The organism is Phycisphaerales bacterium (assembly GCA_029268515.1).
Classification (GTDB): domain Bacteria; phylum Planctomycetota; class Phycisphaerae; order Phycisphaerales; family SM1A02; genus JAQWNP01.
In genome coordinates, this window is the sequence record JAQWNP010000014.1 from 31792 (window position 1) to 48163 (window position 16372).

General features: G+C 52.1%; 13 protein-coding genes. 4 read left to right on the forward strand and 9 right to left on the reverse strand.

Annotated elements, in window-relative coordinates:
• Positions 1 to 2: 2 nt before the first annotated feature.
• From P8J86_09330 to P8J86_09345, 4 genes are read right to left on the reverse strand one after another with little or no spacing between them, the layout of a single operon-like run.
• Positions 3 to 3350 carry a hypothetical protein gene (locus P8J86_09330; protein ID MDG2054896.1) on the reverse strand — a complete coding sequence of 1116 codons (3348 nt, stop codon included), beginning with the start codon at positions 3348 to 3350 and terminating at the stop codon, positions 3 to 5.
• Positions 3347 to 3886: an HAD hydrolase family protein gene (locus tag P8J86_09335; protein ID MDG2054897.1), complete on the reverse strand. Its 540-nt coding sequence runs from the start codon at positions 3884 to 3886 to the stop codon at positions 3347 to 3349. Before P8J86_09335 ends, P8J86_09330 begins: the two co-directional genes overlap by 4 nt.
• A gap of 52 nt (positions 3887 to 3938) precedes the next feature.
• A complete protein-coding gene (locus P8J86_09340) occupies positions 3939 to 4505 on the reverse strand; it encodes a hypothetical protein (GenBank protein MDG2054898.1) in 567 nt (188 codons plus the stop codon).
• Positions 4506 to 4534: 29 nt separating this feature from the next.
• Entirely contained in the window at positions 4535 to 5623 is a 1089-nt protein-coding gene (locus P8J86_09345) for a KpsF/GutQ family sugar-phosphate isomerase (GenBank protein ID MDG2054899.1), read from the reverse strand.
• 188 nt (positions 5624 to 5811) lie between these two features.
• Between P8J86_09345 and P8J86_09350 the strand changes: the two genes are divergently transcribed.
• Complete coding sequence (locus tag P8J86_09350; GenBank protein ID MDG2054900.1) at positions 5812 to 6654, forward strand: segregation/condensation protein A; 843 nt, start codon at positions 5812 to 5814, stop codon at positions 6652 to 6654.
• Between the two features lie 36 nt (positions 6655 to 6690).
• On the opposite strand, the gene P8J86_09355 is transcribed toward P8J86_09350, so the two are convergent.
• Complete coding sequence (locus tag P8J86_09355) at positions 6691 to 7614, reverse strand: pseudouridine synthase (protein ID MDG2054901.1); 924 nt, start codon at positions 7612 to 7614, stop codon at positions 6691 to 6693.
• A 229-nt stretch (positions 7615 to 7843) separates the two neighbouring features.
• On the opposite strand from P8J86_09355, the gene P8J86_09360 reads away from it, so the two are divergent.
• Together P8J86_09360 and P8J86_09365 are read left to right on the forward strand one after the other, a co-directional pair.
• Positions 7844 to 9187 carry a YhjD/YihY/BrkB family envelope integrity protein gene (locus P8J86_09360; protein MDG2054902.1) on the forward strand — a complete coding sequence of 448 codons (1344 nt, stop codon included), beginning with the start codon at positions 7844 to 7846 and terminating at the stop codon, positions 9185 to 9187.
• Between the two features lie 161 nt (positions 9188 to 9348).
• Positions 9349 to 10545, forward strand: a complete 1197-nt coding sequence (locus P8J86_09365; protein ID MDG2054903.1) for a hypothetical protein — start codon at positions 9349 to 9351, stop codon at positions 10543 to 10545.
• Between the two features lie 7 nt (positions 10546 to 10552).
• Here P8J86_09365 and P8J86_09370 read toward each other — a convergent pair whose 3' ends face one another.
• Positions 10553 to 11755: a DUF1570 domain-containing protein gene (locus P8J86_09370; protein MDG2054904.1), complete on the reverse strand. Its 1203-nt coding sequence runs from the start codon at positions 11753 to 11755 to the stop codon at positions 10553 to 10555.
• Between the two features lie 208 nt (positions 11756 to 11963).
• Here P8J86_09370 and nuoB point away from each other — a divergent pair, with 208 nt between their 5' ends.
• Positions 11964 to 12533, forward strand: a complete 570-nt coding sequence (gene nuoB, locus P8J86_09375; GenBank protein MDG2054905.1) for an NADH-quinone oxidoreductase subunit NuoB — start codon at positions 11964 to 11966, stop codon at positions 12531 to 12533.
• A gap of 20 nt (positions 12534 to 12553) precedes the next feature.
• Here nuoB and P8J86_09380 read toward each other — a convergent pair whose 3' ends face one another.
• From P8J86_09380 to P8J86_09390, 3 genes are all read right to left on the reverse strand, one after another.
• Complete coding sequence (locus P8J86_09380; GenBank protein ID MDG2054906.1) at positions 12554 to 13186, reverse strand: HNH endonuclease; 633 nt, start codon at positions 13184 to 13186, stop codon at positions 12554 to 12556.
• A gap of 129 nt (positions 13187 to 13315) precedes the next feature.
• Positions 13316 to 14902 carry a bifunctional phosphoribosylaminoimidazolecarboxamide formyltransferase/IMP cyclohydrolase gene (purH, locus tag P8J86_09385; GenBank protein MDG2054907.1) on the reverse strand — a complete coding sequence of 529 codons (1587 nt, stop codon included), beginning with the start codon at positions 14900 to 14902 and terminating at the stop codon, positions 13316 to 13318.
• Between the two features lie 116 nt (positions 14903 to 15018).
• Positions 15019 to 16155, reverse strand: coding sequence for a PQQ-binding-like beta-propeller repeat protein (locus P8J86_09390; protein ID MDG2054908.1), 1137 nt, complete (start codon positions 16153 to 16155; stop codon positions 15019 to 15021).
• Positions 16156 to 16372 lie beyond the last annotated feature (217 nt).

The window sequence follows — 16372 nt, forward strand, 5'->3', positions numbered from 1 at the left end:
GCCTACTGGCCGCCAGAGCCTTGGTAGACAGTGATTCGTTCGTTGCTGGGGTCCATGTTCCAGATCAGCTTTTGATATTTAATCGGCACTGGATTGCCTGCAGTCACAATTGACACGCGCCGCCCAGGTAGTGCCGAAACAACTGCCATATTGGTGCGCATGTTGTAGTCGAACGCATGGCAGTCAACTTCACGATTGGGTGTGACAATAAATACGCTGCCGCTTGCGGCCAGCCGCTGGGCCTCCATGTCGCCGCCAAGATTGAGTAAGTCGCCGTCAGCCTTATCTGGCGTACGCGCGTTGCTTCGCTCGACCTCAAGCTCGACCAGATCAGCAGTCATGGTGGACACTTCTCCATCGGGTGCAACATGTCCAACTTGAACATCCCCGGTGATACCAATATTCCAGAGCTGGTTTGGAAGTCGCGTCATCTTAAGGTGCTGTGACCACTTGATACCTGTTTCACCTTTGCGCCCAAATGGGGCATCCTCTGAGATCGATCCAGTGTCGATCTCAGTGAGATCTCGCATATAGAGTTGGCCATCACCAATCACCTCTGCTTCTAAACTCCGGTCGTCATAGGTGATGTGTTGCCCGGCAATGAAGTATCGCCGGGGGTTGTCGCTCTGATCTGGTTGCTGCCAGATCCAGTTTTCGATGCGTGCATTGCCTTTGGCAATAAACCTAGCCAGACGCCGATCAGATTGTCCAAAGAGGTCGCCACCGAGGCTGGTGTTGGCCGCTTCATCGGTCGCGGGTTGAGTCGTCTTGGCTTCTGTTTCACTCTGGTCGTTTTCAAACTCCATCGTGAGCGCATCGCCCGTCATAGTATTGAGTTCGATTTCTGTTGGGCGTGAACGAATGCGTACGTCACCAGTGACATAGAGTGAGCCAGCGCCGTCTGCGAAGGTGCTGTCGTACATCATGGATTCATTCCAGCGGGTGCGTAGCGTCGTATCAGGCGTTTCATCGACATCGTTGATCGCTGGTGGATCGATGCGTTTATCAGCCTTTGTATCAAGTGCATTGGTCAACATGCGTGCTTGCCCTGGTCCCTTCCAACGCGCAGTGCCAGCATCACGATCAAGTTCGACATGCGTGCCACGGTCGATCAGCAGTTTGTCACTGGCAATGATCACTTGCGGACCTGTTAGTACCACGCGTTCTTGGCGTGCATCTCCATCAAGGCGTTCTGCAAAGGCTCGGGCGCCGTCAGACATCAATACTTGTACGTTTCCGTCAGCTTGCAGCCGATCGACTTGGGCATCCTGCCCGAGAATGCTCTCGGGTTGGTTATCGTCGATCTCTTTTTTCGGAGCAATGACTTGCTCATCTTTGGGAACAAAAGTAACGCGAACAGAATCTGCCCAGAGGGTTTGTTCTTGATTCTTGGCTTTGACGTCTTGTGAAGCGATCATCTGTTCAGGGGTTGACTCACCTGATGCATCAACATTGAACTTGAGCTCCAATCGTCCACAGTCGAGTGTGCCATCTTGGCTTCGAACAGCGACTTCGCCATCAAAAGTAGCGGCTCTCAAAGCGCCGTTGGTTTGTTCATCTGCGTCGCTTTCAACAAAGTTGATTTCTGCGCCGCCTGTCCATGTCAGTTGCATCTCTGTGCGTGTAACGATGGCATCGTCAGGATTTCCATCTGAGGTGAGTGTGATCGCAGAGGGCAGTGGTTCATCGGGCACATGAGCTACGCGTTTAATTGAACGCGCCCATCCTTGGCCCACAATGCCAGCTTGCGAGCTTTCTCGATCAAGCCAGAGTTGTTGCCCACCAGCCTCAAGATCAGCAGTGGCCAGGTACACCTCTGATGCGCCAGGTCCAGCCAGCAGGTCGGCGCGGTTGCTTGGTGCGGTGAAACGCATCGTTGCGCAAGTGGCCCGTGCACCTTCAATGTCGTCAGTCATTGTTACAGGTGTGCCAATAAGCTCAATAATGGTTTCATCAGATGATTGAGGCGCCCGTGATAAATCTTGCAAGGGAACCATGATGAGGGGGCCTTCGCATGTGATAATGGTGTCATCTTGGCTGGGTGGAGTCACGATCGTCCGCACTCGAGAAGATTGGTGCCCGAAGAGGGAGGTGACGAGAGACGCCGCAATGCCTCGGTGAGACAGGGGTATCAGGCCTGAGCCGGCATCGCGTTTTTGCTGGGTTGGCAAGGTGGCAACGCTGTCGCCCAGTAGGCCAGACCCCATCGCGAAGATCATATCTAGCCGATTCCCATGGGCGCTGCGCTGCGGCGCCCGCCGTTTCTCAACGATGTTGACGTTGTCATTGAGCGTGGCAATGTAATAAACCTCGTCGCTTTCATCTACTGGCTTTTTTGCTGGTGATGAATCGTCGATGGCTTTGTCGTTCTTCTTGTTCTTATTGTTTTTCTCGTTCTTCTCGTTCTTTTTGTTCTTCTTGCTCTTCTCCGTCCTATCGGGGCTTTTTTCTTTCTTTGGTTTATCTGGTTTGGCGACTTTGGGCTTTTCTTCCTTGTTCTGTTTGGAATCGCCCATTAGCGCGTCCACAGCAGCAAGTCTGATGTAGTCAAGTTCATCGATACGCATATCTTGGATGCGGTCGTCGACATCGTTCATATGCATTGTGAGGCGACGTCCAACCATCTCTTCACTTAAGGTCTGAAGATGGATGTCTCCGTCGCAACGAAGTTCACCGAGAAAGTTATCAAAGCTTGCATCTGGTGTCATCACCAGCATCGAAGGTCTATCTTCCGAGAGCAGTGTTTGGGATTGATACATGGCAATGACAACATCACCCTGTATGGAGCCGCTCTCTAATGCTCGATTGGGCGCATTGGCAATGAGTTCATTACCAGTAATGGTTACAATTCGGCCACGACCAAGCATGATCTGTATCTCGGGCTGATCCATGGCCATCCATCCCATTGGCAGTCCTTTGGGATTTGGATTCAAATGCGCCGTTCGATATTGCTGGCTCAGCCGCCCCTTCTTGTCGGCAATTTGAATCCACCCACCACTGGGTAGGTCAACGGACATCTGCTGCATTAACTCTTCATTGGAATGAACAAGTTCAGATGCAGTGAGTTGGCTCGGTGCCTTAATCTCGATGGTTGGAACGGCATCATCTTCATTGGCCATCTGTTCTGGCGGTGAATCAAGAAGAACGACGATGAGCCCAAGTACCACAGCAATGGTGACGCCCAGGACGAGGAGCCGACGTGAGTTGAAAAGGATTGATTGTTTGGCTGGACGGTTTGAGCGCGCTGGTGGAGGTTCATCAAGCAATGAATTGCGAACAGCATGACTCTGAGATTGTTGCGCAGCTGCCTTGGTATCTTCTGGATTGGGTGGGGGGGTGTGTTCCGTCATTGCGCTTTTGGGACCTCCATGTCTGCGCAGCCTGCGGTGGCCAAGGCTTCATCCCAGCGTCTCATCGACTTAAGCAGATGCTCGATCGCTTCGCGGGCAGCGCCAAATCCGCCGGGTGTTGCCGTGGTGTACTGAGCCAATTCGCGAAGCTCAGTACAGGCATCGGCGACGGCCATAGGATATCCAACCATTCGAGCAAGTGGTATATCAGGAAGATCATCGCCCAGCATCGCCACTTCATGTGGTTCTGCACCGATCTCACGGAGCATTTCCAGGAGGACGGCCGGTTTATCGTCGACACCGCCCTGGACGTGCTTCATCCCTAAATGGGTGAGGCGTTGTTCAGCGCTTTTTAGTGGCCTGCCTGAAATCGCAATCGCATCCAGGCCAAGATTGAGCCAAAGACGGATGCCTTGGCCGTCTCGAATATGGAAGGTGCGGAGTTCAGTGCCTTCCTGATCGAGCCAGAGTCGACCATCGGTAAGCACGCCATCAATGTCGAGACAAAGAACTTTGATATCGCTTGGAGTGGACATGCTTTTTCTCGTTGTCTTGGGCAGTGTTATCTGTTTGTGTGAGAGCGGTGCTTTACTCCACCGCGAGAATATCACATGTTCCGCCACTATTGAGATCAAAGGTCATTGCTGTTTCAACGGCCTGCCGAACCAGGTTCTCAAGCGACCCAGGTTGAGACCTGAGCACATGCAATGCCCCCAATGCAAATTCAGCGCCTGAACCAATCGCATAGTAATGATTGAACCGGGTGATACCCATATCTGACGAAATCTTGAAGATGCCGCCTTTATTTGCAATGAGAAAGGAGGAGTCCAGATCGGCAAATGGAGCATCACGATTTGCGGCCTGTTCATTGACAAGGGTATAGCGTTCGCGAAGTGCTCGCCAAAAGTCCATGAAGAATGCAAATATTGCCGCATTTGTAGTGAGATCGGGGTCTGGCTTATCGGCGAGATAGTCAATGAGAATGTCATCATAGAGTGCCCAGCCCGTACCACCGAATACGGAGTTGCCAAGTCTGAAGCACTTGATTGAGGAGTTGTTTTCCGCAGGTACGCACTCACTGTCTCCAAAAACAGTTAAGGTGTCTGCGCCCATGACGGTTCGTCCGTCTCTATGCATGGCGACAACGATGGACATATGGTGATTCCTTTACAACGTGAACGCCATTACTCATTCACAACTTTCAAAGAGATAAGGTCCTGGACATCAACAAGGCCGACTGGCCGACCATCAGTGTCAAGAACCGGGATTTCATCAAGACGTCTTTCACGAATGAGTTGGACGGCATCACGAACCAGATCTGTGACCACAAGGTGGGCGGGGGCATGGGTCATGACATCTCGGATGGGGCCTTCTAAAGCAGCTGGTGAATCGATAACGAGCCGACGAAGATCACCATCGGTGAAAATGCCCGTCAATTTGCCTGATGCCTCTACTAAGAGCAGGGCACCAGAGCGACGTCCTTTGACAGGGTTTGAGCTTGCTGTTTGGGATTCAGGACGAGCCTGAATCAATGCCTCGTTGACGGTCATATCGTCACGAATAACGGGCAGATTCTCGCCGACTTTAAAGCGTATCGCATCAACGATTGGTCGTAGTCCAACGCCGAGCATGCCACCCGGGTGATGTTTGTGGAAATCATCTTCATTAAAGTTGAGCCTTCTTGAGGCAGCCAAGGCCAGGGCGTCACCAACGGCCAACATAGCGGTTGTTGAGGCGGTTGGGGCTAGGTTCAGCGGGCAGGCTTCAATAATATCGCCAAGCGGTAGGTGGGCACTACAGAGCTTCGCCAGTTTGGTGTTGCTGTTTGCTGAGATACCTATTCTGGGAATATCGTCGCTGCGTAAGATGGCAGCCAGATTGACGACTTCTTCAGTGCTTCCTGAGTAGCTCAGGAGGATGGCCAGATCGTCGCGGCGAAGCCTCCCCAGATCACCATGGACCGCTTCTGCAGCATGCAGGACATGGGAGGGTAATCCAAGGCTTGCAAAGGTGGCAGAAATCTTGGCGCCGATCAGCCCAGATTTTCCCATCCCAGAAATGACAACGCGACCCTTGCATTGGTCGATCAAGTCAATAGCAGTGGTCCACTGCTGACGGATGGTATCGGAAGATTTTGGGTTTTCAGGATCGAGGCTCGCGGCAACTTGAAGCACTGCTTCAGCCTCCGCGCGCATGACTTCAGCAAGGAAACTGCTTTCAGTGACGTGGCAGTCTGAAGTTGTGGTCTTGGTTGGGCGAGTGGAATCGGTCATGGTGAGTTATGATGGAATCGTATGAGCGTTCTTGGTTTGTTGAGAGATATCCAAGGTAATGTGGATCTGAACACCTCATTGTAGCCCCTATCGTTCTGGGGGCGTTTCAGGCAGCGAGGCCTCAAGAGGCCTCTCAGGGGGTTTCAGGGGCGGTTTTTTCGGTCGTTCTGGGTTAGGAGAGCTAGTCAATGGTCGCAGATGGATATCGTTTTGAGCTTGAGGCATTCAATGGCCCCCTTGATTTGCTCTTGGAGTTGATTCGCCGGGCCGAGGTGGACATCGTTGAAATCCCGATTGCACAAATTGCGGACCAGTACATAGAGATTATCTCGCATGCCGAGGCCATTGATATGGATCAGGCGGGCGATTTCTTAGTCATGGCTGCGACGCTCATGGAGATCAAGAGTCGCACGATTGCGCCGATCGCTGCAGCAGACGATCTTGACGGTTCTGGTACAGGGCAAAGTGGTGATTCCAGTAGCAGCGGTATCACCCTCGATCCGCGTGTGGCATTGGTTCAGCAGCTATTGGACTACCAGCGTTTTCGAAGTGCGGCTGAACAGCTCGTTCAGCAGCGGGATGCATTTGGTAAGCAGGCATCCGTGCGATGCTTGTCGAATCGGTCAGGTGCTCAGGAAGAAGAAGAAGATGAGTTAAATGTTGAACTTGATGACGTTCATCTACTGAGTCTCTCAGAACCCTATCAACGGATTATCTCATCGATCGACTTTGATCGACTCGGTGACCATCGCATCGAAATTGATGACACGCCTATTGAGATCTTCGAAGCCGACATCATGGATCACTTGAGTGAGGCAAATACTTCGATTGAACTTGACCATGTCTTCCAGGGGAGGGCGGTGCAAGAGCGCATTGGGCTGTTTCTTGCAACGCTTGAGCTGGTCCGTACACGCCGGGTTCATATTGACCAAGAGGAACCTTTTGGGACCATTGTGCTGAGTGTGCTTGAGGACGTCTCTCGTGATGAGCAAACACAAGTAAGCATCGAGCCGCCAGTGATTGGACAGTAGATTTTTCGCTCGTTGAGATCGACTTTTAAGCCGTCTCTATCGATCTCCGTAGAGATCCAGGCTTGCAGAGCGGTGCAGCTGTTCAATTTCTCTTGGTTCGAGTTCACGCCATTGGCCGGGACGTAAGTCACGTAGGTTGAGCGGGCCGATTTTTGTGCGTTTGAGGCGTTGCACAGGATGTCCAAGCTGAGCGAGTACCCGGCGGATCTGCCTGTTCTTGCCCTCACGAAGCTGTATTCGAAGTGCTGCCCGATCACGAGACTGCTTGATGAACTTGATCAGGGCAGGCTTTGTTTTCTTGGCATCAATACGCTTTGATTGTGATGGAGAGTCGCTGTTTCTCGATCTTCGTGACTTCGTTGATCGATGAGAAGTCAGGAAAACACCTTTGCGAATTTTGTCCATCGCTTTTTCATCAAGTGTGCCGCGTACAACAACCTCATAGGTTTTACTGACACCATGCCGTGGGTGCGTCAGTCTGGCGGCAAGCAGGCCATCATTTGTGAGCAAAAGCAAACCACTGGATTCTCTATCAAGTCGGCCGACCGGATACAGTCGCGTCTTATGACGGACAAGATCTGTAACACATCGGCGTCCTTCGTCATCGTTTGTTGTTGAGACGATGCCGCGTGGTTTATACAACATGATGTATACAGGTGATTGTGGTGTGTTAATGCGACGTCCATTAACAGCAACATGGTCTCGGTGAGGATGTACCCAGATTGGCAGGGTCTTCATGATATGTCCGTTTACGGAAACATCACCTGCTGTAATAAGTTCTTCACAATGGCGACGTGAGCCGACACCCGCTTGCGCCATGACTTTTTGAAGACGTATTCCATCTTCGCTTGATTGGTTGGGGCCGGGCCTGTGGGTCGGCCCCTGATCTGACGCCCACTTCTTTTCTGAAGCGATCGCATCTGCGTCAGGCTTCTTTTTTTCACGCCAGTTGGATGGCACTGAAGGTGGTCCATCAGTGTGTTTGCCAGAGGGCCCAGGTATCGGCCCTCGTTGATTGGAATGGCTGTCTTTATCTGACCTGGTCATTGAGGTAGTCCGGATGAGCGATTAGGGGTGCTGAAGTGCCGACGAACACCTTACGATAGCGTGCTTCGTGAAAACCTGACAGGGGCTGCAGGCCATCCCTTGGAGGAAGTTGATACTTGGTCTGAAACCAGGGAACGGATTTATGCTGAAAGACCAGTTCCACATCGTATCGAGTTGGTTGCGTCGTGTGCTGACGCGCCCTCAAGACGAATTGACGCTCTGGCAGACGCGTACGCGTATGGGCTATAACATTGCTCGATTCGGTACGCGGCAGCTCCGGCAGGATCGCGCGGGGCAAATGGCTGCTGCATTGTCTTTCCGCACGCTTTTTGGGTTGCTGCCTGTCCTGGTGGTCACCACGCTTCTGATTCGGGCGGTGGCAGGAAAAGATAGCTTTTTGCAGTATGCCCAGAAACTGGTGGAGGGTTTGAACCTCGACGATGTTTCTATTTCGAGCGCGGCATCTGCCGAAGGGGGCCAACCCCAGCAGGACTTAGGTTCATGGTTGTTTGGGATGATTCAGTCTGCATTGGATTTAAATCTCACTGCACTGACATGGGTCGGCATTGTTGTGGTCATCTACGCAGCGCTTTCGCTCATGGTGACAATTGAGAAGAGCTTTAATCAGATTTGCCGGGCGCCAGGTGGCCGGTCTTGGACGCGTCGAATACCGGCCTATTGGTTAGTGCTCACACTCAGTCCGGTGCTTCTTGTTTCCACGCTGTATTTAGAGGGGCAGCTTGGCGTCGCATTGACCTCGACCACCTCTGATTCTCCCGGGTGGATCCAGTTGAGCCGTTTTGTCTGGGACTTCTTTATCAACTCGTTGGTTATATTTTTAGCATTTAAGCTCATTCCCAATACACATATGCGGGTCAGGGCGACCATTATTGGGGCGATGGTGACCTCATTTCTCATTCTGGCGCTGAAAGCCACCTTGAGCGTCTATCTCTCGAACGCGGTCTCATTCCAGCAGGTCTATGGCTCGCTGGGATTAATTCCATTGTTCATGTTCTGGATCTATGTGATGTGGTTGGTGATCTTGTTTGGTCTTCAGGTGACCACGACCATCCAGCGGATTCAGGGGCATGACCTGGCAGCGATTCAGCCTTTTGAGGAGGGGACCGCCATTATCGATCCCGCGTCAATTCTGCTGATCATGGGAATGATTGCAGAAGAATTTGAGGAGGGCTCTCCGGTATTTGTGGATCAGGTTTCACGGCAGACAGGTCTTCCGGTTAAGCCCGTGCACCAAATACTGGATCGATTGGCGATGAAGGGCCATCTGCTCCGAGTGAAGGGCAAAGATGCCTGCTTCTCGCTGGCACGGCCACCAGAGCAGATTGCAATCAAGGATCTCATGGATATCGGCTTTGAAATGGTCGATGGGGGCCGTGAAACAGCACCGGTGCTTCAGAAGTTCCGGGAAGCACAGCTCGTCATTGGTGCTCATTTATCTCTGAGGCAGACCATGGGTAATGCCTGATGAGACAGCTGGATGCAAAGGTAGACGCGAGAGATCTCGCCTGACTTGGCGCAAGAATTGACCATCCGGGGGCCAAGTGGCCGATAATCTTGATGGTTCGGGAAGTGCTCGCGAAGGGCTCCCATCTCAATCTTGACCATATCGTCTACTTAGGTGCCAAGATGTCCATACCTGTGAGCAAGTCTGTGTCTGTCAATGAACCTGTGACGCGCCCTTCGATCAGCCATCTCAATGATGCAAATCCAGTGGTGGTGAGCGTGTCTCCTGCGGGTTCTCTGAGGCCTGACATATCACCAAGTGAGGGGCAGATGCATGTGGACATTGATACGCAAGCGCCAGTGATGATGACGCCTCGGGTGTTAGACCAGCAGGCATTTACTGAGCTCAGCGATACGCTCACAGATCAAATTGAACAAGCCACTTCTGCCCGGTCGTCTCTGGGTGAATTACTTAGGGATATTCGTCAGGAAAAGGCTGAAGTATTAGAGGCAACTGGGCGTCTGCAGGATCGCTTGCAAGTCGGGGCTCGGCTGCTCAAGGCATTGAGCGAACAGTCTGCAATTATTCGTCGCAGTGGGGCCGATGCGCAGGAGGCAGAACGATCTTTGAGCCAAACAGCTCAGCAAGTCACGGTTTCACTGTCTCAAGTTCAGAAAGAAGTTGAAGCAGGCCTCGAGCAGGCTTCGTCCGCCGCCGCTGGTGCGCTGACTGAGACCACACATCTCGCAATCGAGCAATTGGATGATGCAATTGAACGGCACTGTCAAGATGCCGCTGGCAAGCAGTCGCAACTTCAAGAATTGGCGACGCGTTGCAATGGACTCGAAGAACTTATGGACTCGTTGGAGCGAACGATTGCTTCGCTCTCATTCCGAACGGTTGAGACCACGCTGATGGCTCGGGAAGAATCAGCAAGAGCATTGACAACGGTTGCGGCTTGTGAGCAAGCAAAGCAGTCTTTGGTGTCTGAGTCTGATGCAACCTTGAATCGTTTGCAAAAGCTTGAGGCTCGGGCTCAGCATGCAGGCCAGTCCTTAGTGAATTTGACAGCTGAACAGCAGAGTCATCAGCAGCTGATGGCTGAGCAGTTAGATCAGGGTGAAGCGCTTGTGGGGTCACTTGCGGGAGCCATCGAGGTCAATAGTCAGATGCGAGGTGACTTGCAGGAGCTTCGTGAAGCATTACGCCCCTGGGAATCCTGGTGTGATCAAACAAACCGAGATTCCAATGACATACCAGAACCAGTGCAGGCTTTGGTGACGCATCTCAAGCGAGAGCTCTCATCCGATGTGGCCCGCGTCTCGATGGTTTTGAGAGAAGTTTCTGGGCGGCTCGAGCAGTCCATCACAAAGCCCTAGAAGGCCCTCAATGGCTTGTCGTGGAAGAGGCGGTCGGTCCATTGGCAGCGAGCCGTGCATGCTCATAGCGAAGCCAACGTGCTTCGAGTTTATCTGGGTCGCCAAAGCATTGAATAAAAATGGAACGCTGTTGACCTGATCCCAAGTGGATTGGTGCGTTGATACGCATTGACTCGAGATAGTGGCGTAGCTCTGGTCGATGGAAGCGAGACAGATAAGCAATCAGTCCATAGCTCTGCGCATAGATTGTACGCATGGTTTTTTCTTCATTCGGCGGGTGTACTTCAAGCTCGATGAGTTTGGACAAAGAAATGAGCTCTTGATTTCGCAGTACTTCTTCGAATTGTTCATGCCGAAGTGGTGAATCAAACTGTGGGCCAAAGGCCTGATTTGGTGTCGTCGTTTCGAAATTCATTGCCAGGCCTTCTGAGATCCATAGGGGATAGACACGCAGTGGCGATTGAATTCGTGTATGAAACATCAGCTGGTGCACACCTTCATGAATGGTGGTGGCCGTACTTGTCTCGGTGGCAAATACATTGACACGCAACTGTTGTTTTTTGAGATGATCTCGATACAACGCGACACGCTCATTGAGCCCAGTAAGATCAGCGGAGTTGTTTGCAGCAGCATCTTTGGCTTTGGCTTCTAAGCGACGCAGCTCGGTATTCATTCGGCTTAATTGTTCGCGGGCTGCTGACAGGCTGGGACTTGCTTCGATGTGGTAAAATGCAGTCCAGTCATGCTTTGGTGAGAAATAGCCGGCAATCCATGGAGCGGAGATGCCATCATGGGTTGCAGCGAATCGCTGGTATGAAGCACGGTTCTGGAAGAGAATGCACACTAATTTGTGCTGAAGTGGTAGCGGCTGGAGCTCGAGCCACTTTGTGAATCGATGGAACTGGTGGTAAGTGCGTTCAAGGTAGCGGCCCTGTTGGCGCGTCCAGTCAGGATCTGCATCGGACAGCAGGATGTATCGATCGGTGTCATATCGACGAAACGTTTCTCCCAGAAGTTGCCTTGCCTTCAGGTAGCTTTGTGACTTCGATTCGAGCGTACGATGCAGGGGCGCCGCATTGCCCTTGGGCTGTACGTCTTGGCTTGCAGTGGCTGAATAGGCCTGGGTGATGCTCTGGCTGAGAATCAGCGTCGCCAGCATCAGGGCCAGTAGGAGCAGCTTGCGGGAAGGATTTTCAAGTAGTTGCCTCACTCCAGGACCATCGGGAAGGTTCTGGGCCGGGTTAAGCCGGCTTCTAAAGTGCGGGTGTTGTCAGATGGATAAATAGGCCGATGATTTGGATTATGCGGGCTGGATGGTTACCGGAACCGGCTCAGGTGCCTACTATGTGCAATGGAAAGGGGCGTCGCTCCTTGTCGGCGGCATAATGGCCTCTTCTCATACTGGATGGAACTTCTCAATGGGTCTCGAAGCAGCACTACCGGTCGATGGATTGCTTACCACACAATTGAATCGGGTTATTAATTGGTCACGACGATCCAGCGTGTGGCCAATGCCGTTTGCCACAGCATGCTGTGGCATCGAGTTGATGGCCACCGCATCAAGTCGGTTTGACCTCGCTCGTTTTGGTGCTGAAGTCTTTCGCTTTAGTCCCCGCCAAGCAGATCTGATGATCGTTGCTGGTCGGGTTGCAGTAAAGATGCTCCCCGTATTGCAACGTATCTATGTGCAGATGTGTGAGCCAAAGTGGGTCATTTCAATGGGCGCTTGCGCCTCAACGGGTGGCGTGTTTGATACCTATGCGGTGGTGCAAGGCGTCGATCAGTTCTTCCCAGTTGATGTGTATGTGCCCGGTTGTCCGCCGCGACCGGAAATGCTGATCGAGGGTGTCATGGCCATTCAGCGAATTATTGATCAAGACAACATTCCCTACGATGGCGATGGTCGCCGGCTGCCGTTGTCATTGGCTTTAGAACCAAACTACAAGCCGTCGGCTCAGCCACTGGATGTCACGATCGGTGCCAGCTAGGCGTATTGGCGTTCGCTGTCTTAGTCGTTGAGTTCCACATTCCAATAAGCATCATTCAAGAAGGCACGCCAGCTTCGGTAGGTGCGAGGAGCAACGCGCAACGATTGTGCTGTTGGGCGACTTGGTTCTCTTGGTGTTTTGACGAGCCGCATCCTAGCTTGTTGGGGCGTTCGGCCACCTTTGCGTCGGTTGCAGTCAACGCACGCGCAGACCAGATTTTCCCATGAATGAACCCCGCCTTGAACGCGAGGCACCACATGGTCAAGTGTGAGTTCACGGGTCGTAAACCGGATGCCGCAGTATTGGCAGAGATTGTGATCACGCGCATAAATATTGCGGCGATTGAGTGTCGGGCGAATAGACGGAAACTTGTCGTACCGATAAAGCCGGACAATATTCGGAATTGCAATCGACAAGCGAGGCGTGCGGATCCAAGAGTGTTGCTCTGGCTCTAAGAGTTGCTGTAATTCTGAAAGCTCTGTCCATGTCGCGAAGTCGTAGTTAATGTAGCGGTCACCTTCAAGCGCAATGATCTCAGCGGCATGTTTCGCTAAAAGTGTGAATGCCCGGCGAGCGCTGACTACGCGAATTGCAGCGTAGGCCTTATTCAGAACCAGAACTTGTTGATTGAGGCCGACTGGGAGGCTTGTCAAGCGTTGCCCTCCTTCGCACAGCAATTTGTTGCTGAACTACACCTATCGTACAAGCAAGGTTGCGCAAGACGAAACATTAGATTGTGGGTTTTGTGTGAGAATCGTTTTTTTCGGGTGAGTAATCCGACCTTAATGCCGGAAATGCCGCACACCAGTCATCAGCAAGGTGATGCCTGCTTTTTCGCACAAGGCAATTGTCTCATCGTCGCGGCGTGAACCGCCTGGTTGAATAATGCACTTGATGCCTGCATCGATCAGAATCTTTGGACCATCGGCGAAGGGAAAGAAAGCATCTGATGCTGCAACCGGTGCAGCGGCGCTCTTGAGTGTGTCGCCAGCTTTAGAGATGGCTAAGTGGCACGCTGAAACGCGATCGACTTGGCCTGGTCCGGCACCCAAGAGGGCGCCGCTATGGGCAATGGCGATGGCATTTGATTTGAGATGCTTGGTCACAATCATCGCAATTTCCGCATCACCGACCATCTGTTTGGTTGGCTCTGGGCCTGCGGCTAATTGCCAGTTTTCAGCCCGTGGCGTTTTGGTGTCATGTTCCTGTACGAGGAGGCCACCCGGAATAGACCGGCAATTGAGTTGACGGCGACCGTGGTAACTCATGTTTCCGACCGAAAGCAGTCGTACATTACTCCATCGGTCTGCAAGAATCTTGAAGCCATCTTCAGTGAATTCTGGTGCAACAATGACTTCAAAGAATTTGTTTCCAGCAGCCATAGCTGTCGCGATTTCTTGGTCGACAACAGTGTCAATTGCAACAATGCCACCGAAGGCAGCAAGTGAATCACAGTTATAGGCCATCTCGATGGCTGTGGGGCCATCGCTTGCAATTGCGGCGCCACATGGGTTGGTATGTTTGACCACTGTCGCTGATGCTGTGTTTTCATTGAGACTGTTAAGGTCACGAACCACTTCAAGAGCAGCTGAAGCATCAAGCATGTTGTTGTAACTCAGTGGCTTGCCATGTCGACTTTTGGCAGAGACAACACCCGGTTCCGGGGCAGAAGAATCGATGTAGAGAGCGGCTTTTTGGTGTGGGTTCTCACCGTACCGGAGGGTTTGCTCAAGCGTATAGGCAAGACGCAGTGTGTCAGGCATTGGCTTGGGAGAAATTTCACTCATCCAGCCACTGATGGCAGTGTCGTACTGTGCTGTTCTGGTGAACGCCGCCGCTGCTAACTTTCGCCGTAACTCCAGTGTGGTTTGTCCATCATTCGTGGTGAGCTCATTGACAACAAAGTCATACTGCTCGGGACTGGTCAGAACAGCCACGGAATCAAAGTTCTTTGCAGCTGAGCGAACAATGGTGGGCCCGCCAATATCAATTTGTTCAATGGCGTCAGAAGGTAAAATGTCATCCTTCATAATGGTCTGTTCAAAGGGATAGAGGTTGACGCAGACGAGGTCAATGGGTTGCCCGCCCAGCTCACTCAATGCCGCCATATGACTCGGTTCATCGCGTCTTGCAAGCAAAGCGCCATGGATGACGGGGTGAAGTGTTTTGACCCGTCCATCCATCATCTCTGGAAGACCGGTGACTTCTTCAATTGGCACAACTGCAATACCAGCTTCTTTGAGCGCCTTGGCCGTGCCTCCAGTTGAAATAATCTGTGTGCCCATTTCTTCTAATGCGCGTGCAAAAGGAATGAGGTCTCGTTTGTCACTGACAGAGATAAGGGCGCGTTTAATGGAGACGAGGTTCATGAGTGTCCTGTAGATTGCTAATCATTTGTTGCTGTTTGGGATGAGAGCACGATCGCTACTCAGTGGCCTTAGATTTGAAGCCGAGCGTGAAGAGATTTTCCTGCAGACAGAAAATATTATTCGGATCGCGGTGAAAGCCGGATCACGGCACCCTCGCGATTGGTCGCATAGATCGTGCCATTGACCAGTTCATCCATCATCAGTTTTGTAATATTAGGGAGCTCAAATTTGTCAATGACGGTGCCATGGGCACGCTCGACGAGTGTGAGGACACGGGCTTGGTCATCCCAGACCAAGGCATTTCCGCCTCGTTGGCCAATCACGTTTCCAGATACGTCCTTGGAATTCCAAAGTTCTTTGCCCACACCTTTGCCGACTGGCTGGGCGTCGTAACTCACTAAACCGAGCCCAGGAATCGTGATGAATAGTTGTCCTTCAATGACGATTGGTGGATTTCGTAAAGGTGTCTCGAAGATCTTGGACCAAAGCACGGAACCGTTTTGGAGGTCAAAGGCACGGAGATGTTGATCAAGACTTGCCGCAAAGATCGTGGTGTCTGTAACTGCTGGGGGAACAGCAATCTCATCGAGCATTTTGACCGACCACAGTTGAATTGCTTTTGCTGCATCTAAGCACATCAGCACGCCGCCGGAACCAACCGCGACGACTTTGCCCTTATGCAGTTGTGGTTTCAGATGCATATGTGAAGAGACTCGGTAGCTCTTCCAGATGTATCCAACTTTAGCTCCGTACCACACCAACCTGCCGCTTCGGGCACCGTAGAGAAGGAATGGGCCTGCCGTTGTTCCAGGTGTTGCTGCAATAGCAACGAGCTCATCACGCCTCAGGACACCTCCGGTGCCAGCATTAAGGACATAGATGTCACCTTGGGTCATGACATGGACAAATCCAAGGGATGGTACGTAGTTCAGTCCCAATACCCGCGTGGCTGGTTCAAGGACTTCCTTTTGCCATAGTCTTTGGCCCGTCTTACGGTTGATCCGGGTTAAGTAGTTCTTATCATCCAAAAGGAAGATTGCATCATTGTCAGGTCTGATCTGTTGTAGCTCATGTCCATCGCCGGGCATTTGCCACATGATGCGATAGCCGAGCTCACGTGCGGTGGTCGGACTGATCAAAGCAATGCGTTCAAGCTTGGAGAGGCCTGTGGACTGGGTCCCAAGCCTCTGGCTGTCTTTTGTTCGCCCTTGGCATGCGATTGTCGGCAGCAATAGGGCACTGATGCTGAGCATGGCCAGGATCAGTGCCGTGGATGGTTTATGGGTACGGAGGAGGGATAGGGGGGTCATCATATGGGTCACGCTTCTTACTGCCCTCTCCTGGTATTAATAAGTAACTCTTGTTTGAATGATCCAGTATCGGCTTGCTAAAAAGGTCCGTCAAGATCAGCTACTGTAGATCAGGCACTTTCGCGTTCTCAGGCACCCTATTGGCCTGCTAGATTCCTTC